Raw genomic sequence first — 24,003 nt, forward strand, 5'->3', positions numbered from 1 at the left:
ACTCATCCCAGTCCTACTGTATCGCTTTAATACTGAATTCACTATACGTAAAAATTTCATCAGCAAAACGTCAACGGCTAGTGGATTAACATTGTTATCATTAAAAAAGCCGAATGCTACTTTTAATCGTAGCATTCGGCTTTTTAGTCGGATTTTCTAACCGTTAGAAAGAAGTACGGCGATAGTCGCGGTATTTAGGTAACCAGAAGTTAGCTTTTAATCGACGTTCTAAGTTTTCTGCCGTGACTGGTAATGCCAGTTTATCTTCAATTGCTTGCAGGGCAACTGCATAGGCTATTTTTTCACTGATTTCTCTAATGAATTTAATGGGCGGCAATATGGCACCTGGCGCTTTTTCATATTCTACTGAGATATCTGCAAGTGCTTGACTTGCCGCCGTCAGCATATTATCGCTGATACCCGTTGCACGTGCTGCTAATACACCTAAACCAATGCCTGGGAATATATAGCTGTTATTACACTGAGAGACTTCAAAAGACTGACCTTCAAAAGTGGTATTAGGAAAAGGACTGCCGGTTGCAACAATGGCCTTACCACGACTCCAGTTAGTCACTTCTTGCGGTGTTGCTTCAACACGAGACGTTGGATTTGATAGCGGCAATATAATAGGATGTTCAGTATTAGCACATAAAGATTCAACGACCTCTTGCGTAAAGAGACCTTTTTGTCCGCTTACGCCAAACAAGACAGTTATTCTTGCTTGTTTAACCACTTGTGCTAACCCAAGTTTTTGACTCTTATCCCAATGTTCAATGTCTGATTCTTTTTGCACTAACGGTGTTTGGAATTTTTGTAGCTCTGTCATGCTATCGGTTAGCAGACCATAACGGTCAACCATAAATACCTGTCTGCGAGCCTGCTCTTCTGTTAACCCTTCACGCTGCATCTGACGAATAATGTGCTCAGCGATACCGCAACCTGCAGATCCTGCACCCAAGAAAGCAATATTTTGTTGACTAAGTTTCTGGCTTTTATTTAAACATGCTGCAATCAATGTACCGACTGAAACAGCAGCAGTTCCTTGGATATCATCGTTAAAGCAACATAGCTGATCACGATATTTATTCAATAATGGGGTCGCATTTTCCTGTGCAAAATCTTCAAATTGCAATAACACCTCGGGCCAACGACGCTTAACAGCCTGAATAAATAAGTCTACAAATTCATTATACTCATCGCCAGAGATGCGTGGATTTCTCCAGCCCATATACATAGGATCGTCAAGCAACTGCTGATTATTGGTACCGACATCTAACAAAATAGGTAAGCAATAAGCGGGGCTAATACCACCACAAGCGGTGTATAAAGCCAATTTACCAATTGGAATTCCCATACCGCCAATACCTTGGTCACCTAAGCCCAAGATACGTTCACCATCAGTGACCACGATAACTTTTACGTTTTGTTTGGTGGCGTTTTGCAGCATGTCATCGATTTTATGACGTTCAGGATAAGAGATAAATAAACCACGTTTACGGCGATAAATTTGAGAGAATTTTTCACAAGCTTGCCCAACCGTAGGGGTATAGATGAGCGGCATGACTTCCTCAATATGCTGCTCAATCAAATGGTGAAATAATGTCTCATTAGTATCTTGTATATTACGCAAATAAATATGCTTATCCATATCACTGGTAAATGAGCGTAGTTGAAGATAAGCACGTGATGACTGCTCTTCAATCGTCTCAATATTATGAGGTAATAGACCGGTTAAATTAAAGCTATCGCGCTCCTCTGATGAAAAAGCACTGCCCTTATTCAATAAAGGGGTTTCTAATAGTGCAGGACCTGCAAAGGGGATATATAACGGACGTTGGTTTAACATGATAAAATCTTCTTATTAAAAGTATGGGGTGGTACAAGGTTAATGGGTTAAATATTTTTATCGATTCATTAAACAAATGAAATTATTTAAATTTATGTTTTGCTCTAGCTTGCTCAAATTCGTTCAAGCTGACATATTAAAGAATTGATATCTATAATAAATACAATGTCTTTTGTAAACCCTCAACATTGATAATGAAGGATTTTTTATTGTATTTTCTTAATTGAATAAGTTGTTTTTAGCAAGTTAGAAATTGAGCGATGCTGAAGAAACTGTAAAGATAAACTTAGTAAACTAACCACTGGACGAGGCGCTTACCATGACCAAAAAATTGCAGAGATATAGTACAGAATGTAAAGCAGAGGCTATCTAACAGATAACTTAAGTGTGATGGCTTAGTAATCAAGAATAGCGATACAAACGTTATCCAATTGATATAACCCATCAAGGCAAAGTTGTCGGCAAGAATCCCTATTATACTGAAGTTATAGCAGCTCTTGAAGACATCATACAACTGAAATAGCAATCATGAATTATTTCGGTCAAAGCATAAAAGAATAAATAGGACTAATGTCGGCTATTTACGCAAAACAGTCACTGTAATAGTCTTGAGAAGTCTAGCACAAAGGTTATTTAAAAACACCTTGTTACAACTTACTATTAGTGCTATATTTTAACCAGTTGATGAGTATCTACACTTTTTCAACCAAAACCTCTTATTTTATCCTTCGTAAAAATCGTTACCGCAAGAACACCATAAAAAGAACGCAGTAAGTAGTAAAGTGACCAATCACCTGCAACTCCTTTCTTTGACATGGTTAATTTTTTAAATCTTAAAAACACAAAACCTAAACTGTATGAGTCAGGAAGACTCTTGCATTAAATTCGCATGAACCCCTGCTTATACAACAATCGTGCCCCTTTATATGCACTTACAAGGATGTCAATCATGTCGCTACAAAACCCAATTTTTATTCCTGGCCCTACCAATATTCCTGACAGATTACGTCGCGCAATGAACGTGCCGACGCAAGATCACCGTGCGCCTGATTTCTCAGACACGTTCTTACCAGTGCTTGCTGATTGTAAAAAAGTATTTGGCACCCAAGATGGCGAAATCATTCTATTTACCTCTAGCGGCACAGGTGGCTGGGAAGCTGCTATTAGCAATACCTTGTCACCTGGTGATAAAGTTCTGATTGCACGCTATGGTATGTTCTCGCATCGCTGGATCGATATGTGTCAGCGCCACGGACTTGATGTGCAAGTTGTAGAATGCGATTGGGGAACAGGCGCACCTGCTGATAAATTCCAAGCAATTTTAAACGAAGACACCGCACACGAAATCAAAGCCGTCATGGTCACCCATAACGAAACAGCAACAGGTGTTTTAAGTGATATTGGCGCCGTTCGCGAAGCCATGGATAGCAGTGACCACCCTGCTTTATTATTCGTAGATGGTGTTAGCTCAATTGCTTGTGTCCCTTTTGAGATGGATGCTTGGGGCGTAGACGTTGCTGTTGCCGGCTCACAAAAAGGCTTTATGCTCGCAACGGGTATGGCAATATTGGGCGTCAGTCAAAAAGCTTTGAGTCATATGGATGAGGCAAAGCTTCCACGTACTTATTTTGCTTTTCGTGATATGTTAAATGCCAATGCCAACGGCGGCTTCCCTTATACACCACCATTAAATCTCATCTATGGCCTAAGAGAAAGTCTTGAGATGTTGTTTGACGAAGGTCTTGAGAATGTCTATGCACGTCATTACCGTCTAGCCGAAGGCGTACGACAAGCGGTTAGCGCTTGGGGTATGAAACTGTGTGCAAAAACACCTGACCTTTATTCTAATACCGTCAGCGCCATCTTTGTTCCTGAAGGCTTTGACAGTAACAAGCTGACCGATCATGCCTTTAATAAATATGGTATCTCATTTGGTATTGGTTTGGGCGAGATGAATGGTAAAGCATTTAGAATCGGCCATCTAGGTTCATTAACTGAAGTTATGGTACTAGCAGGACTTGCAACGATTGAGATGGCAATGGTTGATTTGGGCTACCCTATTAAACTGGGTCAAGGCGTTGCTGCTGCGCAAGAGTATTATCGCAACAGCGCACCAACTAAATAAAATTTATTAGATAACAAGCTATTAAATAACAAGAGTTAAACAAAAGATGAAGGACTATTTTTTATGATAACAAATGATAATGGATTAGTGATTCCAACCCTTGATGATATGTTAGAAGCGCATGAGCGCATCAAACCATATATCCATCGCACCCCTGTTCTGACCTCTCGCTTTTTAAATGAGCTGGCTGGCTGTGAGATGTTCTTTAAATGTGAGAACTTTCAAAAAGCGGGGGCATTTAAAGTACGTGGCGCCTCAAATGCAGTGTTTGGCCTCTCTGACGAAGATGCCAAAAATGGCGTTTGTACACACAGCTCAGGTAACCATGCCCTATCTTTATCTTATGCTGCAGGCCAGCGTGGTATACCATGTAATGTGGTGATGCCGCATAGCGCGCCTGAAGCTAAAAAAGCCGCGGTACGTGGCTATGGCGGTATCATCACTGAATGTGAGCCATCAACCACATCGCGTGAAGAAGTCTTTGCCAAAGTTCAAGCAGAAACAGGCGGCGACTTTGTCCATCCGTACAATGATCCACGCGTTATCGCTGGACAAGCCACTTGCTCACGTGAGTTTTTAGAACAAATGGAAGAGATTGGTGAAAAACCTGATATGGTTGTGGCACCCATTGGTGGTGGCGGTATGATTTCAGGTACTTGTTTGACGTTATCTAATCTAGCCCCTGATGTCAAAATCTATGCAGCAGAGCCATTAAACGCTGATGACGCTGCACGCTCATTTAAAGCCGGTCATATTATCGCTGATGATGCACCAAACACGGTTGCCGATGGTTTAAAAGTGCCGCTGAAGGATTTGACTTGGCATTTTGTTAGCAATTATGTGACTGATATTTTGACCGCGACTGAAGAAGAAATCGTTGAAGCGATGAAACTGACTTGGACGCATATGAAGATCGTCATTGAACCAAGCTGTGCCGTGCCGCTTGCTGTCATTTTGAAGAACAAAGACGTTTTTGCAGGTAAAAAGGTTGGCGTCATCATCACTGGTGGTAACGTTGATCTCGACAAGTTGCCTTGGAATTAATGATCGGCAACTAAATATCAGTAATTAGGTATCAATAACTGATTACAAATGGAGCGTTAACTAAGCGCCAGTAATGCGCAAGTTTAAACGGCTTTTTATAACACTAACTAATAACATGGAAGAATTAAAATGACAATGACTGCTGAATTAGAAGTAGGTTACAACGTACCCGCCGCTGTTGGTATGGACGAAGCTGACATTCAAACCCCTTGTTTGATCTTGGATCTTGACGCCCTTGAGCGTAACGTCAAAAAAATGGGCGATTATGCTAAAGCGCATAATATGCGTCACCGTAGCCACGGTAAAATGCACAAATCAGTTGACGTACAAAATTTACAAGAAGAGCTTGGCGGCGCTATTGGCGTTTGCTGTCAAAAGGTCTCTGAAGCAGAAGTATTCGTACGTGGTGGCATTAAAGACGTATTGGTATCAAACCAAGTCCGTAATCCAGCTAAAATTGAGCGTTTAGCGAATCTACCTAAGTTGGGTGCAACCATCACCGTCTGTGTCGATGATGTCGATAACGTCGCTGAATTATCAGCTGCTGTAACCAAAGCAGGCACTGAACTGAACTGCTATATCGAAATCGATTGTGGCGCTGGGCGTTGTGGTGTAACGACGACTGAAGCGGTTGTTGAGATTGCCAAAGCAATTGATGCCGCTGAAAATCTAAAATTCACTGGTATCCAAGCTTATCAAGGTGCGATGCAACACATGGACAGCTTTAGCGATCGCAAAGCGAAAACACAAATCGCTATCGATCAAGTGCAAGAAGCAATCGATGCATTAACTGAAATCGGGCTAAAACCAGAATTTGTATCGGGTGGCGGTACAGGTAGTTATTACTTCGAAAGTAATTCAGGTGTTTTCAACGAATTACAGTGTGGCTCTTACGCGTTTATGGATGCCGATTACGGTCGTATTCTAGATGAAGACGGCAACCGCATCGATGCTGGCGAGTGGGAAAATGCGTTATTTATCCTAACGTCTGTGATGAGCCATGCCAAAACCGACAAAGCCATCGTTGATGCTGGTCTAAAAGCTCAGTCAGTTGATAGCGGCCTACCGTTCATCTATGGTCGTGACGATGTTGAATATGTTAAATGTTCAGACGAGCATGGCGTAGTCAGCGATCCAAATGGCGTACTGGAAATCAATGAAAAACTAAAACTGGTACCTGGTCATTGTGACCCTACTTGTAACGTTCATGATTTCTATATTGGTGTGCGTAATGGTAAAGTTGAAACCGTATGGCCAGTATCTGCACGCGGTAAAATGTACTAAGCACTGTATTAGGAACTATAAGCTAAATTAGTATGATTCTATCCGTTTAGTTTAGATGGGCTGTTGTAGCTTTAGCCTACAGCAGCCCTTATTTATTTCAAGTATTCAAGAATTACAAATCAAAAAGTATAAAAAGGAATTTATAATGAGTGAAGCAAATAGTGTTAATAGTGACGAAGGTTTATTGGTCGTATCAGAAGACGCTTGCAAATCGGTGATTGATCGCCCTTCTGCATTTATCGCCGTTGAAAATGTTTTTGCGTCAATGTCACGAGGGGACGCCTATAACTTCCCTGTTATCCGCGAAGCCATTGGCTATGCTGATGCGTTATACGGCTTTAAATCAGGTTTTGACCGTGCAGGAAAATCACTAGGTCTAAAATCAGGTGGCTACTGGCCAGGTAATGCGGCTAAAGGCTTGACCAATCATCAATCCACGATTTTCTTATTCAATCCAGATAATGGTAAATTGCGTGCACTGGTCGGCGGCAACTATTTAACTGCCGTACGTACCGCCGCCGCATCGGCCGTATCAATCGCCCATCTAGCACGTAAAGACAGCAAAGTGCTTGGTATGGTCGGCGCCGGCCATCAGTCTACTTTTCAGCTGCGTGCCGCTCTTGAGCAACGCAATTTCGAAAAAGTAGTCGCTTGGAATAAGAATAAAGATCGTCTCAAAAACCTACAAGCCGTCGCTGAAGAATTAGGGGTACCGTTTGAAGCCGTTGAGCGTGAGCAGTTATGTAGCGAGGCGGATGTAATCATTACCATTACTTCAGCGTTTGAGCCATTACTGATGAAAGAGTGGATCAAACCCGGTACGCATATCGCCTGTATGGGTACCGATACCGTTGGTAAGCAAGAAGTTGATGTCAACTTAGTAGCGGCTGCTACTGTATTTACGGATGAAATCGCGCAATCAATCACTCTTGGTGAAGCCCAGCATGCGATTAAATCTGGTGCTATTAAAGAGAGTGATATCACCACGCTTGGTGATGTTATTAATGGAGATCACCAAGGTCGCAGCTCAGATGATGAAATTACCTTGTTCGATGGTACGGGTGTTGGTTTACAGGATTTAGCAGTAGCCTCTGCTGCCGCTAAACTTGCTCTTGAAAAAGGTGAAGCTCAGCATATCTCTTTATAACTCTCGTCGTAATTAGGACATTAGCTATTGTATTTTAGAACCGCCAAATAATGAGTGTATTTGGCGGTTTTTTATAATACTGATATAAGCAGAGGCCAACTATCACTACCTTCTTCTATATCACTTTAAAATTTGTCTCAAGCCATCCACAATATTATATTTGAACAATCGCTCAATAACGATTACAATGGATAAATGTCATATTTTACGTATATCTATGACTAGATTTTGAACAGTCATTTATAACATAACTATATGAAAAACTAGCTTATAGTAGGAATACAGCGTTATTCTTTGCTAAGTAATTCTTTACTACATGATGTTTTATATTATTTATCTGGATAACCCATGATTAAAAAAATAGTTTTGATATTCGCGGTCTTGATTGGCGTCATTGGCTTTTTTTATTTTGACCTCAATGAATTATTAACACTTGAGGGCTTAAAAGGCTCGATGGATCAGTTTGAGCAATATAAAACACAGTCGCCATGGTTAGTCATCGGCGGCTTTTTTGTAGTCTACATCTTAGTCACGGCATTATCTTTACCAGGCGCCGCTATTTTAACTTTGGCAGCCGGTGCTTTATTTGGTTTAGTACAAGGTGTATTGGTCGCCTCATTTGCCTCCAGTATCGGTGCCACCCTCGCCTTTTTGACTTCGCGTTATTTGTTACGCGATACCATCAAACAGCGCTTTCCTGATCGTCTTGCCTCTATCGATGCTGGGGTAAAAAAAGAAGGCGGATTTTACTTATTCACGCTACGTCTGGTGCCAATATTCCCCTTTTTCCTTATCAACTTACTAATGGGTTTGACTGCTATCAAAGCACGGACCTTTTATTGGGTCAGCCAAATCGGTATGCTTGCCGGCACCTTTGTATTTGTGAATGCCGGTACGCAATTGGCACAAATCGAGCAGTTATCTGGCATTTTGTCTTTTAATCTGCTGGCTTCATTTGCGTTATTAGGGTTATTTCCGCTGATAGCGAAAGGCATATTAACGATACTAAAAAAACGCCGTGTCTATAAGAACTATAATAAACCAAAAAAATTCGACCGTAATATGATTGTGATTGGTGCTGGTGCTGGCGGACTTGTTACCAGCTATATTGCTGCGACCGTCAAAGCAAAAGTCACATTGATTGAAGCAGGTGAGATGGGCGGCGACTGCTTAAACTATGGCTGCGTCCCCAGTAAAGCGCTGATAAAAAGCGCAAAAGTGGTTGAGCAGATACGCCATGGCGAGCGTTACGGACTCAACAATACCCAACCGGATTTTGCATTTAAGAACATCATGTCTCGCATCCATAAAGTCATTGCTGATATCGCCCCAAATGACAGTGTCGAGCGTTATACAGATTTGGGTGTTGAGGTATTAAAAGGCTATGCAAAGCTCATTGACCCATGGACGGTTGAGATTGCCCTCAACGATGGCGGCACTCAGACATTAACCGCGCGCTCTATCGTTATCGCGACGGGCGCACGCCCCTTTGTCCCAGACCTACCGGGTTTAGAGGAGACGGGTTATGTGACCAGCGACACTCTGTGGGATAAATTTGCAAAACTTGATAAAGCGCCGAGCAAGCTGGTCGTACTTGGCGGCGGACCCATTGGCTGTGAGCTGGCACAAGCCTTTGCTCGTTTAGGTTCTGCTGTGACCCAAATCGAAAGAGGTGTGCGCCTGATGAAAAAGGAAGATGTCGAGGTTTCTGTATTTGCGCAAGAATCACTGACTGAGAGTGGCGTTACTATCCTAACCTCACAGCAAGCAATTCGCTGTGAAACTCGTGATGGCAAAAAACATATCATCGTTGCACCAAAAGGCAGCACTGATGATCAACAAGAAACTGCCATTGAGTATGACGAGTTGATTTGTGCAGTCGGTCGTAGTGCGCGCCTAGAAGGTTACGGGCTTGACACCTTGGGCATCGATACTGAGCGTACCATCAATACAGATGAATATCTTGAAACGCTTTACCCCAATATCTATGCGGCAGGTGATATCGTAGGTCCTTATCAATTTACTCATGTCGCTTCCCATCAAGCATGGTACGCTGCGGTCAATGGCTTATTTGGTCATCTTAAAAAATTCAAAGTAGATTATCGCGTGATTCCATGGACGACGTTTATTGACCCAGAAGTAGCACGAGTGGGCTTGAATGAGCAAGAAGCGATTGATAAAGGTATCGACTTTGAAATCACACGTTATGACTTTAAAGACTTAGATCGGGCGGTGACCGAAAGCGCCAATCATGGCTTTATCAAGGTGATTACCCCAAAGGGCAAAGATAAGATATTGGGTGTGACTATCGTCGCTGAACATGCCGGCGACTTGATGGCTGAGTTTGTACTGGCCATGAAACACAATCTAGGGCTGAATAAAATACTGGGTACCATTCATATCTATCCAACATGGGCGGAAGGCAATAAGTATGCAGCTGGTGAATGGAAACGCAATCATGCGCCTAAAAAAGCGCTACAGTTGCTTGAGAAGTATCATACTTGGCGTCGAGGTTAATTCATGCACCCTCCTAGCTTGCCCGCAGCTTTGACAATACCAAAAAAACTGCGCCGCTATAGCGCCTTTATCATAGTGCTTAGTGTCTGTGCTGGCATCTCTGCAAGTACCGCTTCGACACCCACTGCTATAGATAATAAAAGTACCTTGCAGTGGCAGCAGATAGTACAAGCGGGTGAAAATCAGGACGTTTACTTTCATACTTGGGGCGGGGATCCGCAAATTAATGCCTATATTCAGTGGGCTGCAAAAGCAGTCGATAAAAAATATAATATCAACTTGGTTCATGTCAAATTAAGCGATACCAGTGAAGCTGTTAGCCGTGTCCTTGCAGAAAAATCTGCCAATAATAATAAAAAAGGTAGCGTTGATTTAATTTGGATCAACGGTGCAAACTTTGCCGCTATGAGTGAGAATAAATTACTATTAAAGGACTGGGCGTCTACTCTACCGAACTTTGCTCTGACTGATCGTGTTCATAACCCCTCTGTCACTCTTGACTTTGGCATACCTACAAATGGTATGGAAGCGCCATGGGGACAGGCGTCATTGACTTTTTATTATGATAACTTAGCGATGAATAAGCCGCCTGCTACCTTGCAGCAATTAAGCGCTTGGGCACAGCAGAACCCCGGACGTTTTGGCTACCCAAAGCCGCCTGATTTTTTGGGTATGAGTTTTTTGAAGTATGCTTTGGTCATGCTGCATGAGCAAAGCGATAGCAAGAATGGTACTAATATCAGAGCGGAGCTTAACCAGCCAGTAGATGCACAAAACAAAGATTTGATACTCAATCCGCTGTGGGACTTTTTGGATGAGCTGCATCCCATGCTGTGGCGAAAAGGTGAGCAATTCCTGCAAAGCGGCGCACAAATGCGCCGCTTGGTAGATGATACGGAGCTAAGCTTGGCCTTTACCTTTTCGGGTCCCGAAATACCAGCTGCCGTTCAGCGCTATGATTTGCCGCCCAGTACTCGCAGTTATGCCATGACAGATGGCAGTTTGAGCAATACTCACTTTGTTGCTATTCCTTACAATGCAAGCCATGCAGCAGCAGCCCAATTGGTAGCAAACTTTTTATTGAGCCCAGAAGCACAGGCCCATAAACAAAACCCAGCTGTCTGGGGAGATAAAACAGTGCTGGTTCAATCAACACTGAGCGCCGAGCAAAAAGCATTATTTAAAACCAATAAACCGCATGCAAGCGCCCTACCTTTTGATGCCATTAAACGAACCGTCAGTGAACCACATCCCAGCTGGGTCGACGCCATTATGCAAGGTTGGCAAGCGCGCTACGGGGTTAGTGAATGAAAAAACCTATCGAGAAAAACAAGGCTGATACTAATAACAGCAATGCTGATGGCGCGAATACTGATACTCTCAATGCTGTTATCGTAGGTTCTAATTTAAGCAATCAAATAGCCGCGACTTGTAAAACTGACCTTTTTACGCGTTTAGTGACCCTAAGCCCCAGTCTTTTACTAATACTCCTTATTTTGCCTGTATTAGGAGGTTTGATAAGCGTCATCCTGCCAGCGTTTGGCTGGGTGCCTGCTCTAGAAACAACGACATTTGGTCTACAAGGATTTAAAGCGCTGGGTCAAACTCTAGGACTTAAGCAAATGGTTGCGCTCAGTGTAGCGACCGGATTTCTCAGTACCCTACTCGCCTTTGTCATTGCGATTATGATATTGGCAACGTTTTTTAATAGTATTTGGCTCACACGTATTGAACGTTTGCTTAGCCCTATTTTAGTAATCCCGCATGCCGCAGCGGCGATTGCTGTTGGATTTTTGATTGCACCCTCTGGCATGATTGCACGAATGATATCGCCATGGCTAAGTGGTTGGGAGCTGGCACCACAGGGGATACTACCGCATGACCCTTATGGCATTAGTATCATCTTAGGTCTAGTACTCAAAGAGCTGCCCTTTTTACTGTTAATGGCACTTGGCGTATTCGCACAGCCTGAGCTTGGTAAAAAGCTGCGCCAGCAATATCAAGTTGCTCTAAACTTAGGCTACTATCCCATCACTGCCTTTTTTAAAGCAGTATTTCCTATTTTGTACCCCTTCTTGCGTTTGCCTATTTTGGCAGTACTTGCTTACGCCAGTGCCAGTGTTGAGATGCCATTAATTTTAGGACCCAACACTCCGCCCACGCTTGCTGTCACTATCATGCAGTGGTTCAATGATGTTGATTTGAACTTACGTATCAAAGCCTCGGCTGGGGCAATATTACAGCTTATAGTGACCAGCAGCTTAATTGCATTATGGCTTGGCGGTGAGCGTATGGTCAAAGCGCTATGCAGCAACGCACTGATTAATGGAAAACGCCAGTATAAGGATGTTATTTGGCAGAAACTCACTGCAAGCGCCACGGTATTCATCATAGGGTTTATCGCCCTATCGCTCATTGGTCTGCTGATGTGGTCTTTAGCTGGCTATTGGCGCTTCCCTGCCGCCTTGCCAGAGCAGCTCGTACTATCACAATTTCAAAGTGCCTTGATGCAAATAAGCACGCCATTATTTAACACGCTCATTCTTGGCATTGTCTCAACGCTTTTTGCTATTGGCATCACTTTGTTGTGCTTAGAGGCAGAGCAGTTAAGCAATAAACCCATCTCGAATTTTACCAGCTTGATTATTTATCTGCCACTTCTGGTGCCGAGCATTGCTTTCTTATTTGGCTTGGTGTGGTTACAGCAACTTGCCCATAACCAAGCGGCATTTTTTAACGTCGCTTTTACCCATGTCTTATTTGTACTACCTTATGTATTTTTATCCCTTGCCAGCAGCTATAGAAGGTTAGATAAGCGCTTTGCCACTGTAGCAGCCAGTCTTGGAGCGCCGCCTATGAGAGTATTCTTCCAAGTTAAGTTACCGCAGTTATTTGCACCGCTACTCATCGCAATGGCACTAGGATTGGCGGTGAGCTTTGGTCAATATCTACCAACGTTACTCACGGGTGGCGGACGTATTGCTACCATTACGACCGAAGCGGTGACGCTTGCTAATGGTGCCAGCCGCCGTACCAGCGCCGTATATGCCATTATACAAATGGGGTTACCACTGATTGGCTTTATGGTGGCATGGCTGCTACCGAAGTATTTCTTTAGAAGTGGCGTGCGTTAGAATGTTCAATCATAAAAATTTTTTTAAACTTCATTTATCTGTGTCTTTTTTATTTTGAACTGAAGATTTTTTTAACTGGCTATATTTTTAATTGACTACATAAAGGCGCTTTAATGCAATCATCTTTAGAGATAAAAAATCTACAGCTCTTTCGAGAAGATAAATTGCTCCTTCAGTTAGATGAGCAGATTGAGGGTGGTGATATTCTCACTATCATGGGTCCATCTGGTAGTGGCAAATCAAGTTTGTTAAATTGGATGACCGGCACTTTGCCGAGCGGTTTGAGTGCCACGGGTGAGGTTTGGCTACATGGTCAAAACATCAGTCACCTGCCCGCGCATTTACGCCATATCGGTGTTTTGTATCAAGATGCGCTGTTATTCTCGCATTTATCGGTTGCAGGAAATATTGCCTTTTCAATGCCTAAAGGCAATAAAAAGCAGCGCTTTGAGCAAATAGCAGACACACTTGAACAAGTCGGTTTGGCAGATATGGCAAATCGACATCCCGATAGCTTATCTGGGGGTCAGCAAGCACGCGTTGCACTGCTGCGCACTCTATTGAGCCAGCCTAAGGCAATATTACTAGACGAGCCTTTTAGCAAACTTGATAGTCAGCTTAGAGCGGAAACCCAACAATTGGTATTCAGTCAAATCCGTCAGCATAAGTTACCTACTATCATGGTTACCCATGACCATAGCGATGCTGAAGCAGCAAACGGTAAAATCATTCGCCTTTAATAAGAAAGCGTTTGCCTGATAAACAGCCTTTAGCTTTTGATAAAATAAAAAGCTTGATAAACAATACTTAGAAACCAGTATAAAAAGTTCGACTGCTTGCTTCTAAAAGAATGACGATACAAAAGGCAGAAATATGCTCGATAAGTTTATTACACCCATCATCAAGCCTCTATTAGAGCCATTGGTCGTGCTATTTTATAAGGGCGGTGTTACCGCAGATCAGTTGACTGTCACTGGTTTTCTCACTGGTATGTTGGCGTTGCCATTGATTGCTTTTGAGCTGTGGTATGCAGCACTAATCGCGATTATATTAAACCGTGTTTTTGATGGATTAGATGGTGCATTGGCACGTTATGCTGAGCAAAGCTCAAGTGCGGGCGGCTATTTAGACATTACCCTAGATTTTTTATTCTATGCAGCGGTGCCACTCGGCTTTGTATTGGTTAATCCCGAGCAAAACGCCATTGCAGGCGCATTATTATTAGCCGCTTTTATTGGTACTGGCTCTAGCTTTTTGGCATTTGCTATTGCTGCTGAAAAATTTCAATTAGATAAGCCGCAATTTAAATATAAGAGCTTTTATTATCTAAATGGTCTCACTGAGGGTACTGAAACCATTGTTTTGTTTATCGCCTTTTGTATTTGGCCACAGCACTTTGTGGTATTAGCTAGTATTTTTGCAGCGGCGTGTGCGGTTACTATTATGACTCGTATATATGGCGGTTATCATACGCTTAAACGGCTCGAAACCGATATACATAAGCCCATTAAGGAGGTCAGTAATGGCGAATGAGATGTGGTGGCGTTTGGGCTTTTTCTTTAGCATATTGGTCATTATGATGTTCATTGAGCATAGGCATCCCGCACGTCAATCACCAATTAAGAGTAGCACACGTTGGTTTGCTAATCTTGGATTAGTATTTGCCTCTTCTTTTGTTGCGCGTTTGGCAGTCCCCATTGGGCTGACAACGGTCGCCATTTATAATCAAGAAAACGGTATCGGTTTATTTAATTTAATTGAGATACCGAATATCGCGGCGATTATTTTAAGCTTATTGTTGCTTGATATGGTTATCTACTGGCAACATCGCTTGTTTCATGGAGTGCCGCTTCTCTGGCGCTTGCACCGTGTCCATCACGCTGATGCGCACATCGATGCCAGCACCGGGCTTAGATTTCATCCTATCGAAATTGTCTTAAGCATATTGCTTAAGCTCGTTGTCATTAGTGTGCTTGGTGTCCCTGCTATCGTGGTACTTATATTCGAGATTGCCTTAAATGGGTTGGCTATGTTTAATCATGCCAATATTCGTCTGCCACCAGTGATTGAGAAGCCTTTACGCATGATTCTAGTCACGCAAATCTTACACCGTATTCATCACAGCCAACGGGCCAGTGAGACCAACTCCAACTACGGTTTTAGTGTGACTTGGTGGGACAGGCTCTTCGGTAGTTATAAAAGTAACGCGTCAAAACCTGACCAAGCATTAGATATTGGTTTAAAAGAGTATCCCGATGCCAAGCAAAATGCCTCACTATGGGGGTTGTTGCTCATGCCTTTTAAAAATAAACCCTCTAAAAATCAATCCAATCAAAAGTAGATGCAGCATCTAACCATCACTAAACGGGTAAATAAGAACAATTAATTGCTAGCAAAACCTTTAATTGTTAACCAGCGTTACAAATATTTGAGCAATCATTCAATTTATATTTGAGTGATTGCTCAAAATCATTTATAGTGATGTCAGTTATCAAGTAGAAGGTGATACCTTTACGATAACGAGCTCTAACTTTAATCACATATTATCTTTATTTTTCAACCTGAATGATTGAATAAAATTTTAATACTATTACTAATACCAAATAGGAATTATATATGACTGACTTTACATTACATGACAAACAAAGCGCGCCAGCAGAAAGCACAGCACTACTTGATGTCTCAATCAATGCATTTGGTATGGTTCCAAACTTACATGCCGTAATGGCTGAAGCGCCTGGATTGCTTGAAGGCTACCAACGTCTACATCAATTGTTCTTAGACAGCAGCTTTGATGACGAAGAGACTACGGTAGTATGGCAAACCATCAACGTCGAGCATGAATGTCATTATTGTGTGCCAGCTCATACTGGTATTGCCAAAAGCATGAAAGTCGATGATGCTATCACTGATGCATTACGTGACGAGACGCCACTACCAACTGCAAAACTAGAAGCTTTACGTGACTTTACTCTATCTGTGGTTCGTGATCGTGGCAATGTCAATGATGACGCTGTACAAGCGTTTTTGGACGCAGGATTCACTAAGCGTCAAGTGCTAGAAGTGATATTAGCAACAGCACAGAAAGTAATGAGTAACTACACCAACCATCTGGCTAATACGCCAATCGATAAGCCTTTTCAAAAATTTGAATGGCATAAGGCTGACTAATTAAAGCTGACTGATTGTGTAAAATACAAAGGGCTATTCTAGATTATTTTATTTAGGATAGCCTTTTGTATAATGCCTATAAGAAAACATCATATACAAGTAAGTACAGTATATAAGAAGACCATTTATCTAAGCATACAATAAGGAGCCACTATGAGTAATTTAAAAAAACCATTACGAATAGATATCGTGTCGGACGTGGTCTGCCCTTGGTGCGCTATAGGCTATGGACAGTTGGCCGAAGCACTCAAACAAACCAATACTGAGTATGAGATTCATTGGCATCCGTTTGAGCTTAATCCTGATACACCAAGCGAAGGACGAAACTATCGTGATCATATCGCTAAGAAATACGGCTCAAGTCGAGAAGAATCTGATGCCAGCCGCGCTAAAATGACTGAGGCTGGTCGTGAGGTAGGCTTTGCGTTTAACTTTACTGAAGAGAGTCGCACTTATAATACCTTTGCTATGCATCAACTACTGCACTGGGCCGATCAGCAAGGGTACGCGCATGATTTAAAGCAAGCCTTGTTCGCGGCTCACTTTACTCACGCTAGAGATATTTCTAACAAAGAAGTCTTAGCCGATATCGTAGCAGAGATTGGTTTAGATCGTAGTGAGGCGCTAGCGGTATTAGCAGATCAACGCTTTGCTGAAGACGTCCGCAATGCTCAACAACAGTGGAGGCAGCAAGGCATTCAAAGCGTACCTTCTGTTATCTTTAACCAAAAACACTTGGTTAGCGGTGCTCAAGGGGTCGAGAATTTCAAAAGTATTTTGCAGCAATTAGCGGACATGCCACAATAGATGTATCTCTAATTAATAATAAAAATACTCTGCAAAATTTAAAACTAAAAAGGCTACTTAAACTTTCAAGTAGCCTTTTTTTACACCTGCTATTATACAAATGACCGTTAATATCCATACTCATGTTCGATTTTCAGCTTACATGACCATCATACTAGCGAACGTACGCTTATTCAGACTCATCATTTAAACTAAACTTGGCCACTAGGCATCGTTTTAACCCACAGACTCATTATTGCGCAAGCTTTCTATAGAAGAGGCCATATCCTCTGCAAGTGCATGAACCGCTGCACTATCAACATCGCGCTGAGCAAAAGCACGCAGTCCCATAACCTCGGCTTGTAATCGACGGGCCAACCTCAGTGGATCGAGTGTGTCATCCAGCTCTCCTAGCTGCTGCGCTTCCACAAAACATGCGGCAAAACGCGCCTCCATACCCGCTAGTAATTTTTCAACTTTCTCTAGCGCTAACTGTTCACGGGCACCAAGCTCAAGCAGACTTTTAACCAGCATACATGCCCGACTGGGCAGATTTTTTTCGCGGATACCGCCAAGCTGACGCATGTAAGCTGCCAATCCTAATAAAGGGGATTCATAGCTGCCTAATGTACGCTCAAGCTCCTTTAGCCCTGCCTGCGCATAGTAATCAAGCGCTTCTTGAAACAATCCATCTTTATTACCAAAAGCGGCATAAATACTGCCCGGTCGCATATCAAGCGCTTGCTCGATATCCTTTAAAGAGGTTGCATGAAAGCCTTTTTGCCAAAACAGCTGTATGGCCCGCTCTAATGCTTCATGACGATTATATAGTGTGGTACGTGACATAATATTCCAATTTTTGTCCCATGATTTTAGACAATAAAGTAAACATGGTTATACAATTTGAGTGACTACTCAATTTTATCTTGAATGATTACTCAAGTCCAGCTAAAGTAAGTTTGCCGAATGTCTTTATTATATTATCAATATATCACTAGTAAGGCTTACTTGTATTAAAAAAGGAACTTTTATGTCCTCTATCTACTCAGCTCCGATTATCGTATTCGATGTCAACGAAACCTTACTCGATATCGAGACGCTCACGCCCTTATTCACGCGCTTATTTGGCGATAATAACAGACTTAGAGAGTGGTTCGGGCAATTGGTACTTTATTCGCAAACCATGACTTTATCTGGTCTCTACACACCTTTTGGCGAGCTTGGCATGGGTGCCTTGCAAATGACCGCAGATATTCATGCCGTTACGCTAACAGAAGAAGATGTACAGGAGTTTAAGCAGCGCATGAGTGAGATGTCAGCTCACCCTGACGCTATCCCTGCTTTGACCAAACTACGTGATGCAGGATTTAGATTAGTGACCTTGACCAACTCAGCGCCCAGCGTCTCCTCTCCGACACCGCTTGAAAAAGCAGGACTGAGTGAATTCTTTGAGCAGAATTTTAGTGTTGCAAACGTCAGCCAATTTAAACCTGCAGCGGCAACATATCAGATGGTCGCTCGCGAGCTGTCCGTTGAGACCTCAGAGCTATGTCTTGTCGCTTGTCATCTCTGGGATGTTATTGGTGCTCAAGCTGCTGGCTGCCAAGGGGCTTTCGTAACCCGACCTTATAACGCGCTACTTTCGGCAACCAATGTACCAAAACCAGACTTCATCGCTTCAGACCTCATCACCCTCGCTGAACACATTATTAATCATCAAAGCTCTTAGGCCGATGGACAACAATTTATGGCAATTACCCTAGATAGTTATATGACTCACTTATCTGACAGACGATTTTTTAATAAAAAACTTTGGGATTACCGTATTTGATGACATCTCTTGGCAGAATTTGTTACCATGACTGATGACGATTTATATCATTTCACTTAGGTAGTTTCATTTAGGTAATGCAGATATGGCAAAAAATGCCCTACAGGCTCAACTTCTAAAAGCAGGTTTGGTTGATAGTAAAAAAGCCAATAAAATAAGCAAACAGGCGCAACACGCTAAGCGCACTGGTGATGCATCAAATATCGAAGCTAAAAAGGCCTTGGCAGATGCCCAAGCTAAAAAGCTAGAAAAAGACCAAAAGCTCAATCAAGAAAAACAGCGAGTCTTAGAAGAGAAGATGCTAAAAGCAAATATCGTTCAAATGATTAAGCAGCATCAATTGACTGAGACAAACGGCGATATCAGCTATCAGTTTGTCGACGATACCAAAGTCAAAAAAATCTCTATTACTCAAAAGCTATATGATCAAATTGTGGCAGGTCATGTGGTCATCGCCCGTTTAGATGACAGCTATGCCCTACTACCGCGCCCGCTTGCCGATCGTATCGATTCAAAGATGACAGGTTTTATGGTGGTATCAAACGATACTGCAGAAGATGAGCTAGCAGCAGACGATCCGTATGCCGCTTATGTGATTCCAGATGATTTGATGTGGTAATCATCACTATAAGTAATGCTATTGAAAAGCTCTATTGATAATCAATAGGGCTTTTTTGCGCAGGCATCTCAGCTGAGATTTATACATAGAAAAAAATCACATCGCCTTGGCAAACTCTTGATGCTTTAAACCAATCGTTCTGAGCTTTCCTTTATCATCCACTTCTTTGATGACCAATGACCACTCATCACTGATAGCAACCATATCGCCTGATACTGGCTTCATATCTAAGTTATCTATGACATATTCAGCGACCGTTTGCTCCCACATATTTTTTGAGCTGTCTTCAGGTTTTGACTTTAGCTTATCGACAAGCGACTCAGACGCCATGATACCGGTAAAAAACGGTAAATCTCCAAGCTTTACACTTGGTGATAGTAACCAATCACCATAAAAGTCATCGATGGCTTTACGATCGAGTGTTGTGTCATTGAAAATCTTGGCAATTTGACTGGCATGATTACCCCTCATCGCATACCAGACTCTATCCCCGCATTTGAGCTTGGTCGTTTCTTCGACCATCACAATGTGTTGCCTACGTACCAAAGCAAAGATGCTAATTTCATCAGGGCTAACATGGTTAGAGATACCCATTGGATGACGGTCAATTGCAAATGCGCCAGGTTTTACTTCAAATTCATATAAGGTAATACTTGCCTTATCAGATACCCAGACTTCATGCTCTTCTTCTGGGTCTTTATTGCTCGGGATACGTACTTTGAACAAATTCGCCATGATAGGAATGGTAGTGCCTTGTAAAATCAATGACAGAACCACCACACCAAAAGCAATATCAAATAGCATAAAGGCACCATCTATGCCCGCCATCACTGGCAAAATGGCAAGGGTAATGGGAACCGCGCCGCGCAGCCCTACCCAAGAGATAAAGCCGATTTCTCTGTCTTTAAATTTAAAAGGTTTGACACTCGTATAGACAGCGATAGGACGAGCAATCAAAATCATAAAGGCGGCAATAGCGACCGAATAATACCAAACATCAAGAACGTTCGATGGCGTCACGAGCAAACCTAGCACCACAAACAGCACCGCCTGTGACAACCAAGCAAAGCTATCCATCACCCGCATGACATGCTCAGTTGAGCGTACTTTATGGTTACCAATCAGCACACCGGTCAGATAAATTGCCAAAAATCCACTACCACCGATAAGGTTGGTCGCAGCAAATACTGCCAAGCCAGCAGACATAATTAAGATGGCATACATGCCCTCTGCCAAATGTACCTTGGGTAATAGTCTTGCTAATAAATAACCGAACAGTAAACCCATCCCCAAGCCAAAGCTGAGCTGCTGTAATAGTAATCCTAAAAAGCCCAGTACCGTTTGCCCTGCGGGATCGACATTTAAGGCAATCAATCCTGTCACAAGTAAAATAGCCAAAGGGTCGTTGGCGCCTGACTCTAGCTCCAGTGTGGCTTGTACACGGTCGTTAAGCTTAACGCCACCATTACGCAGCAATGAAAATACCGCTGCAGCATCGGTCGAACCGACAATCGCTGCCATTAATAGACCAAAACGCCAATCGACATCGAGCAGCCAAGTCACGAATACGCCCAGTATCATGACAGTAGCGAGGACACCCCAAGTCGCTAAGGTTACTGCAGGCTTAAGACCGACTCGAAAAGACTTAAAAGAGGTACGTAGACCACCATCTAACAAGATACAAGCTAAAGCAGCCTGCCCGACAAAATTAGCAATAGCATATTGGGAAAACTCGATACCTAAGATACCCTCTTCGCCCGCCAGCATTCCTACCATTAAAAACAATAGCAATAAAGGAACGCCCAAACGCGCTGACAAGGTACTTGCCATAATACTGGCAAAAATTAATACTGCTCCTACGAAATAAAGGATATTTAAGGTATCCATCTTTTTTTAAGCCCTATGTTTGTCAGTTATGATGAGTCGCGCTGGTGCGAGAGTATTGACCTTACTTTTCTGTAAATAGCATGACGCAACCATCCTTAAGCATAACATCGTTGACCAAATATAGAGAACCTGTCTGCAAAGAACCCTCTTCAAAATCCTTTAAATACCTTTATCTGAATTTATCCGCTTCTAGAATGCCATTTTCGCACTATTGCGAGCACTGCCCGTTTCCAACTATCATTAAGCTTGAATGTATTGCCACGTAAGTACTAATATAGCCGCTGCAATTGTCCAAGCGACGGTGCCCAATAAAAGTGCCTTATATAAGCTGACGTAGCTGATGCTAAAAAAGACTACAAAGGTATAGATAAGATGAGGGATGACGCCGAGCATACTAAATATTAAGGCGACCTTTAAATCAGCTGGGCTACGCTCAGTACCCACAATAAAGTGACTGATTAACGTAAACGTGGGGAAAAGTGGCGCAAGCGCCGCCAAATAGAAGAATCTGGTTTGCGCAAATAATTGAATCGCTAATACCATTAAGGCACCAATAAGCATTTTCAGCCAAATCATAATAAGGTATGTCCCTTTGAGTGTTAATGGCTGCATACAGCCCAACCTATCATGATACTAAAGTATGCAAATTGACATAAGCAGTATCTCTAGTTAGTTGGTCGATATCGAAAAAAATCCTCAAAAAAGCCCATTGAGTCATTAAACTCAATGGGCTTTTTTTAATTGAAATTTATTAAATAGACTTAATTAGCTTTTGGCTTAAGCGCAGCACTGATATCGGCTAATAGTGGCGGGATATCATGCTTACCAGCGATGACTTCCAACATAACTAACTTGTCTTTGGCGGCAGCGGCTTGCTTGAGAGCCTCTTTTAACTCACCTGCTGTTTCTGCTTTTAATAGCAGACTATTATCATCGGTGGCACCAAACGCTTTTGGCATCAACTGCCAGTCACATTTAGGAATGTCGTTATAGTACTGGTTTTCACCATGAATCGCGCGCTCAACGGTATAGCCATCATTGTTAATCAGTACAATCACCGGGTTGATGCGTTCTTGAATCATTACCGCAATTTCTTGGATGGTTAATAAAGCAGAACCATCACCAATGAGTAAAATACTACGCTTATGCGGTGAAGCAATGGCACCACCTAAACTCGCAGGCAAAGTATAACCAATAGAACCCCACATCGGCTGACCATAAGACGTCACGCCTTCTGGCAGACGCACATCACTGATACCAAAATAGGCAGTACCTTGTTCTGAAAACACCAAGTTTTTATCATCGAGCGCATCGGCAATGATATGCCATAAATCATCTTGACGGATAGCCTCATCATCCTTGCCATGTTGCTCATGCGGCTTTACCTCTTCACAGAACTGCTTCGGTACAATATTAATATCTGAGGTCATTACCTCATGCAGTGTTTTTAGAGCATCTTTTAGGGCAATGGGCGCAAAGTTTTTGCCTGCGATACTCGCACGCTCATAATGCAGGTCAACCACCACGTTTTCATCAATATCTTGGCTAAAACCTGCAGTAGTAGTATCAGTATATTGCACACCAATTTTTATCAAACACTCACAGTTTTCGACCATATCCTTAACGACAGGACGCGATGCCACGCCTGCATAGGTGCCTGCCCAACGCTCACTATTTTCATCAAGCAAAGTTTTGCCCCACGATAACGTCGTATAAGGAATGTCAGTATCGGCAATCAAAGCCTTAAGCTGATTTTGCAGACCCAAACGATGCACCATCAAATCTGCCATGAGCGTCGTGGTTTTATTGGGTAAAAATTCTATCAGCGCTTGTTTAAAGTCTGCTAACGCCGCTTGGCTAGTAATGTCTTCCTCACTATCGATAAGTTTGGTCGTTGGCGGATAAATTGGCGTTTTTGCTACATCTGGTGATAGTAATAAATAGCCTGGGCGATGCTTTTTGAGAATCAAGCGAATCACGCGGTCAATCTCTGAGGCAGCATTTTCAGGCGTAATCTGTGCCCGTGCTACCGTAACCGGCTCTACCATTTTGATAAAATGATTGAACACGCCATCACCAAGTGAGTGATGGATGCGACGCTTTGAATCTTGTAATGCTGTACTTGGCGCGCCTACGATATGAAGCACTGGCGCATACTCCGCAAACGAGCCTGCGGTGGCATTGATAGCGGACAGCTCACCCACTCCAAAGGTTGTCACCATCGCCGCAAACCCACGCTCACGTGCATAGCCATCTGCTGCGTAACCAGCATTTAACTCATTGGTATTACCTACCCAGCGTAATTTATCTGAGGCAAGTACATTATCTAAAAACGTTAGATTAAAATCACCAGGTACGCCAAATACCTCTGACGCACCTGCTTCTGCGACACGATCAAACAAATAATCAGCGATGGTATATTGTTGACTCATACTACTTATCCTTAAGTGTTATGTTTATTAATCATAAATATGATAAAAGTAATTATAAAACTGCATTCCAGCCTATTTATAGAAAGCAAAGCTTTTGGAATATAGATTATAACAATCTGTTATAACATAGATAGACGATGCGATAATATGCCAATCTACTATCTTTTGCTTTTTTTCATA

Annotated in this window: 19 protein-coding genes; 14 read left to right on the top strand and 5 right to left on the bottom strand. The window is 42.5% G+C overall.

What is annotated here, in order from left to right:
• Positions 1–163 precede the first annotated feature (163 nt).
• A complete protein-coding gene (locus tag FQ083_RS02120; RefSeq protein ID WP_149408632.1) occupies positions 164–1,846 on the bottom strand; it encodes an NAD-dependent malic enzyme in 1,683 nt (560 codons plus the stop codon).
• A gap of 949 nt (positions 1,847–2,795) precedes the next feature.
• Between FQ083_RS02120 and bhcA the strand changes: the two genes are divergently transcribed.
• The 12 genes from bhcA (at position 2,796) to FQ083_RS02180 (ending at position 17,075) form a co-directional block, all read left to right on the top strand.
• Positions 2,796–3,971: an L-aspartate--glyoxylate aminotransferase BhcA gene (bhcA, locus tag FQ083_RS02125; RefSeq protein ID WP_149408633.1), complete on the top strand. Its 1,176-nt coding sequence runs from the start codon at positions 2,796–2,798 to the stop codon at positions 3,969–3,971.
• Positions 3,972–4,034: 63 nt separating this feature from the next.
• Positions 4,035–5,015 (top strand): beta-hydroxyaspartate dehydratase BhcB, encoded by a 981-nt coding sequence (gene bhcB, locus FQ083_RS02130; protein WP_149408634.1) that lies wholly within the window; start codon positions 4,035–4,037, stop codon positions 5,013–5,015.
• Positions 5,016–5,144: 129 nt separating this feature from the next.
• Complete coding sequence (gene bhcC, locus FQ083_RS02135) at positions 5,145–6,299, top strand: 3-hydroxy-D-aspartate aldolase BhcC (protein WP_149408635.1); 1,155 nt, start codon at positions 5,145–5,147, stop codon at positions 6,297–6,299.
• 145 nt (positions 6,300–6,444) lie between these two features.
• Positions 6,445–7,446, top strand: coding sequence for an iminosuccinate reductase BhcD (bhcD, locus tag FQ083_RS02140; RefSeq protein WP_149408636.1), 1,002 nt, complete (start codon positions 6,445–6,447; stop codon positions 7,444–7,446).
• A gap of 348 nt (positions 7,447–7,794) precedes the next feature.
• The gene (locus FQ083_RS02145) at positions 7,795–9,963 is read left to right on the top strand and encodes an FAD-dependent oxidoreductase (RefSeq protein ID WP_149408637.1); all 2,169 of its coding nucleotides are present in this window, start codon (positions 7,795–7,797) and stop codon (positions 9,961–9,963) included.
• A 3-nt stretch (positions 9,964–9,966) separates the two neighbouring features.
• Positions 9,967–11,274, top strand: coding sequence for an ABC transporter substrate-binding protein (locus FQ083_RS02150; RefSeq protein WP_149408638.1), 1,308 nt, complete (start codon positions 9,967–9,969; stop codon positions 11,272–11,274).
• On the top strand, positions 11,271–13,097 hold the full coding sequence (locus FQ083_RS02155; RefSeq protein ID WP_149408639.1) for an ABC transporter permease: 1,827 nt from the start codon (positions 11,271–11,273) through the stop codon (positions 13,095–13,097). The genes FQ083_RS02150 and FQ083_RS02155 overlap by 4 nt, the downstream gene beginning before the upstream one ends.
• 113 nt (positions 13,098–13,210) lie before the next feature.
• Positions 13,211–13,837 (top strand): ATP-binding cassette domain-containing protein, encoded by a 627-nt coding sequence (locus tag FQ083_RS02160; protein ID WP_149408640.1) that lies wholly within the window; start codon positions 13,211–13,213, stop codon positions 13,835–13,837.
• 133 nt (positions 13,838–13,970) lie between these two features.
• Positions 13,971–14,630: a CDP-alcohol phosphatidyltransferase family protein gene (locus FQ083_RS02165; protein WP_149408641.1), complete on the top strand. Its 660-nt coding sequence runs from the start codon at positions 13,971–13,973 to the stop codon at positions 14,628–14,630.
• Entirely contained in the window at positions 14,620–15,438 is an 819-nt protein-coding gene (locus FQ083_RS02170; RefSeq protein ID WP_149408642.1) for a sterol desaturase family protein, read from the top strand. The genes FQ083_RS02165 and FQ083_RS02170 overlap by 11 nt, the downstream gene beginning before the upstream one ends.
• A gap of 275 nt (positions 15,439–15,713) precedes the next feature.
• Positions 15,714–16,268 carry a carboxymuconolactone decarboxylase family protein gene (locus tag FQ083_RS02175; protein WP_149408643.1) on the top strand — a complete coding sequence of 185 codons (555 nt, stop codon included), beginning with the start codon at positions 15,714–15,716 and terminating at the stop codon, positions 16,266–16,268.
• 153 nt (positions 16,269–16,421) lie between these two features.
• Entirely contained in the window at positions 16,422–17,075 is a 654-nt protein-coding gene (locus FQ083_RS02180) for a DsbA family oxidoreductase (protein ID WP_149408644.1), read from the top strand.
• 216 nt (positions 17,076–17,291) lie between these two features.
• On the opposite strand, the gene FQ083_RS02185 is transcribed toward FQ083_RS02180, so the two are convergent.
• Positions 17,292–17,900 (bottom strand): TetR/AcrR family transcriptional regulator, encoded by a 609-nt coding sequence (locus tag FQ083_RS02185; RefSeq protein WP_149408645.1) that lies wholly within the window; start codon positions 17,898–17,900, stop codon positions 17,292–17,294.
• Positions 17,901–18,084: 184 nt separating this feature from the next.
• On the opposite strand from FQ083_RS02185, the gene FQ083_RS02190 reads away from it, so the two are divergent.
• Both FQ083_RS02190 and FQ083_RS02195 read left to right on the top strand, forming a co-directional pair.
• The gene (locus FQ083_RS02190; RefSeq protein ID WP_149408646.1) at positions 18,085–18,783 is read left to right on the top strand and encodes a haloacid dehalogenase type II; all 699 of its coding nucleotides are present in this window, start codon (positions 18,085–18,087) and stop codon (positions 18,781–18,783) included.
• A gap of 187 nt (positions 18,784–18,970) precedes the next feature.
• Positions 18,971–19,504, top strand: a complete 534-nt coding sequence (locus FQ083_RS02195) for a DUF2058 domain-containing protein (RefSeq protein WP_149408647.1) — start codon at positions 18,971–18,973, stop codon at positions 19,502–19,504.
• A gap of 96 nt (positions 19,505–19,600) precedes the next feature.
• On the opposite strand, the gene FQ083_RS02200 is transcribed toward FQ083_RS02195, so the two are convergent.
• From FQ083_RS02200 to FQ083_RS02210, 3 genes are all read right to left on the bottom strand, one after another.
• On the bottom strand, positions 19,601–21,391 hold the full coding sequence (locus FQ083_RS02200) for a potassium/proton antiporter (protein ID WP_149408648.1): 1,791 nt from the start codon (positions 21,389–21,391) through the stop codon (positions 19,601–19,603).
• Positions 21,392–21,631: 240 nt separating this feature from the next.
• Positions 21,632–21,967, bottom strand: a complete 336-nt coding sequence (locus FQ083_RS02205) for a GlpM family protein (RefSeq protein WP_149408649.1) — start codon at positions 21,965–21,967, stop codon at positions 21,632–21,634.
• A 185-nt stretch (positions 21,968–22,152) separates the two neighbouring features.
• Complete coding sequence (locus tag FQ083_RS02210) at positions 22,153–23,823, bottom strand: alpha-keto acid decarboxylase family protein (RefSeq protein ID WP_149408650.1); 1,671 nt, start codon at positions 23,821–23,823, stop codon at positions 22,153–22,155.
• Positions 23,824–24,003: the final 180 nt, after the last annotated feature.

It is taken from the genome of Psychrobacter sp. ANT_H59 (genome assembly GCF_008369225.1).
GTDB classification, from domain to species: domain Bacteria; phylum Pseudomonadota; class Gammaproteobacteria; order Pseudomonadales; family Moraxellaceae; genus Psychrobacter; species Psychrobacter cryohalolentis.

Excerpts from the sequence above, each read along its gene's own strand:
- FQ083_RS02120 (WP_149408632.1), bottom strand. The coding sequence starts at position 1,846 with ATGTTAAACCAACGTCCGTTATATATCCCCTTTGCAGGTCCTGCACTA.
- bhcA (WP_149408633.1), top strand. The coding sequence starts at position 2,796 with ATGTCGCTACAAAACCCAATTTTTATTCCTGGCCCTACCAATATTCCT.
- bhcB (WP_149408634.1), top strand. The coding sequence starts at position 4,035 with ATGATAACAAATGATAATGGATTAGTGATTCCAACCCTTGATGATATG.
- bhcC (WP_149408635.1), top strand. The coding sequence starts at position 5,145 with ATGACAATGACTGCTGAATTAGAAGTAGGTTACAACGTACCCGCCGCT.
- bhcD (WP_149408636.1), top strand. The coding sequence starts at position 6,445 with ATGAGTGAAGCAAATAGTGTTAATAGTGACGAAGGTTTATTGGTCGTA.
- FQ083_RS02145 (WP_149408637.1), top strand. The coding sequence starts at position 7,795 with ATGATTAAAAAAATAGTTTTGATATTCGCGGTCTTGATTGGCGTCATT.
- FQ083_RS02150 (WP_149408638.1), top strand. The coding sequence starts at position 9,967 with ATGCACCCTCCTAGCTTGCCCGCAGCTTTGACAATACCAAAAAAACTG.
- FQ083_RS02155 (WP_149408639.1), top strand. The coding sequence starts at position 11,271 with ATGAAAAAACCTATCGAGAAAAACAAGGCTGATACTAATAACAGCAAT.
- FQ083_RS02160 (WP_149408640.1), top strand. The coding sequence starts at position 13,211 with ATGCAATCATCTTTAGAGATAAAAAATCTACAGCTCTTTCGAGAAGAT.
- FQ083_RS02165 (WP_149408641.1), top strand. The coding sequence starts at position 13,971 with ATGCTCGATAAGTTTATTACACCCATCATCAAGCCTCTATTAGAGCCA.
- FQ083_RS02170 (WP_149408642.1), top strand. The coding sequence starts at position 14,620 with ATGGCGAATGAGATGTGGTGGCGTTTGGGCTTTTTCTTTAGCATATTG.
- FQ083_RS02175 (WP_149408643.1), top strand. The coding sequence starts at position 15,714 with ATGACTGACTTTACATTACATGACAAACAAAGCGCGCCAGCAGAAAGC.
- FQ083_RS02180 (WP_149408644.1), top strand. The coding sequence starts at position 16,422 with ATGAGTAATTTAAAAAAACCATTACGAATAGATATCGTGTCGGACGTG.
- FQ083_RS02185 (WP_149408645.1), bottom strand. The coding sequence starts at position 17,900 with ATGTCACGTACCACACTATATAATCGTCATGAAGCATTAGAGCGGGCC.
- FQ083_RS02190 (WP_149408646.1), top strand. The coding sequence starts at position 18,085 with ATGTCCTCTATCTACTCAGCTCCGATTATCGTATTCGATGTCAACGAA.
- FQ083_RS02195 (WP_149408647.1), top strand. The coding sequence starts at position 18,971 with ATGGCAAAAAATGCCCTACAGGCTCAACTTCTAAAAGCAGGTTTGGTT.
- FQ083_RS02200 (WP_149408648.1), bottom strand. The coding sequence starts at position 21,391 with ATGGATACCTTAAATATCCTTTATTTCGTAGGAGCAGTATTAATTTTT.
- FQ083_RS02205 (WP_149408649.1), bottom strand. The coding sequence starts at position 21,967 with ATGATTTGGCTGAAAATGCTTATTGGTGCCTTAATGGTATTAGCGATT.
- FQ083_RS02210 (WP_149408650.1), bottom strand. The coding sequence starts at position 23,823 with ATGAGTCAACAATATACCATCGCTGATTATTTGTTTGATCGTGTCGCA.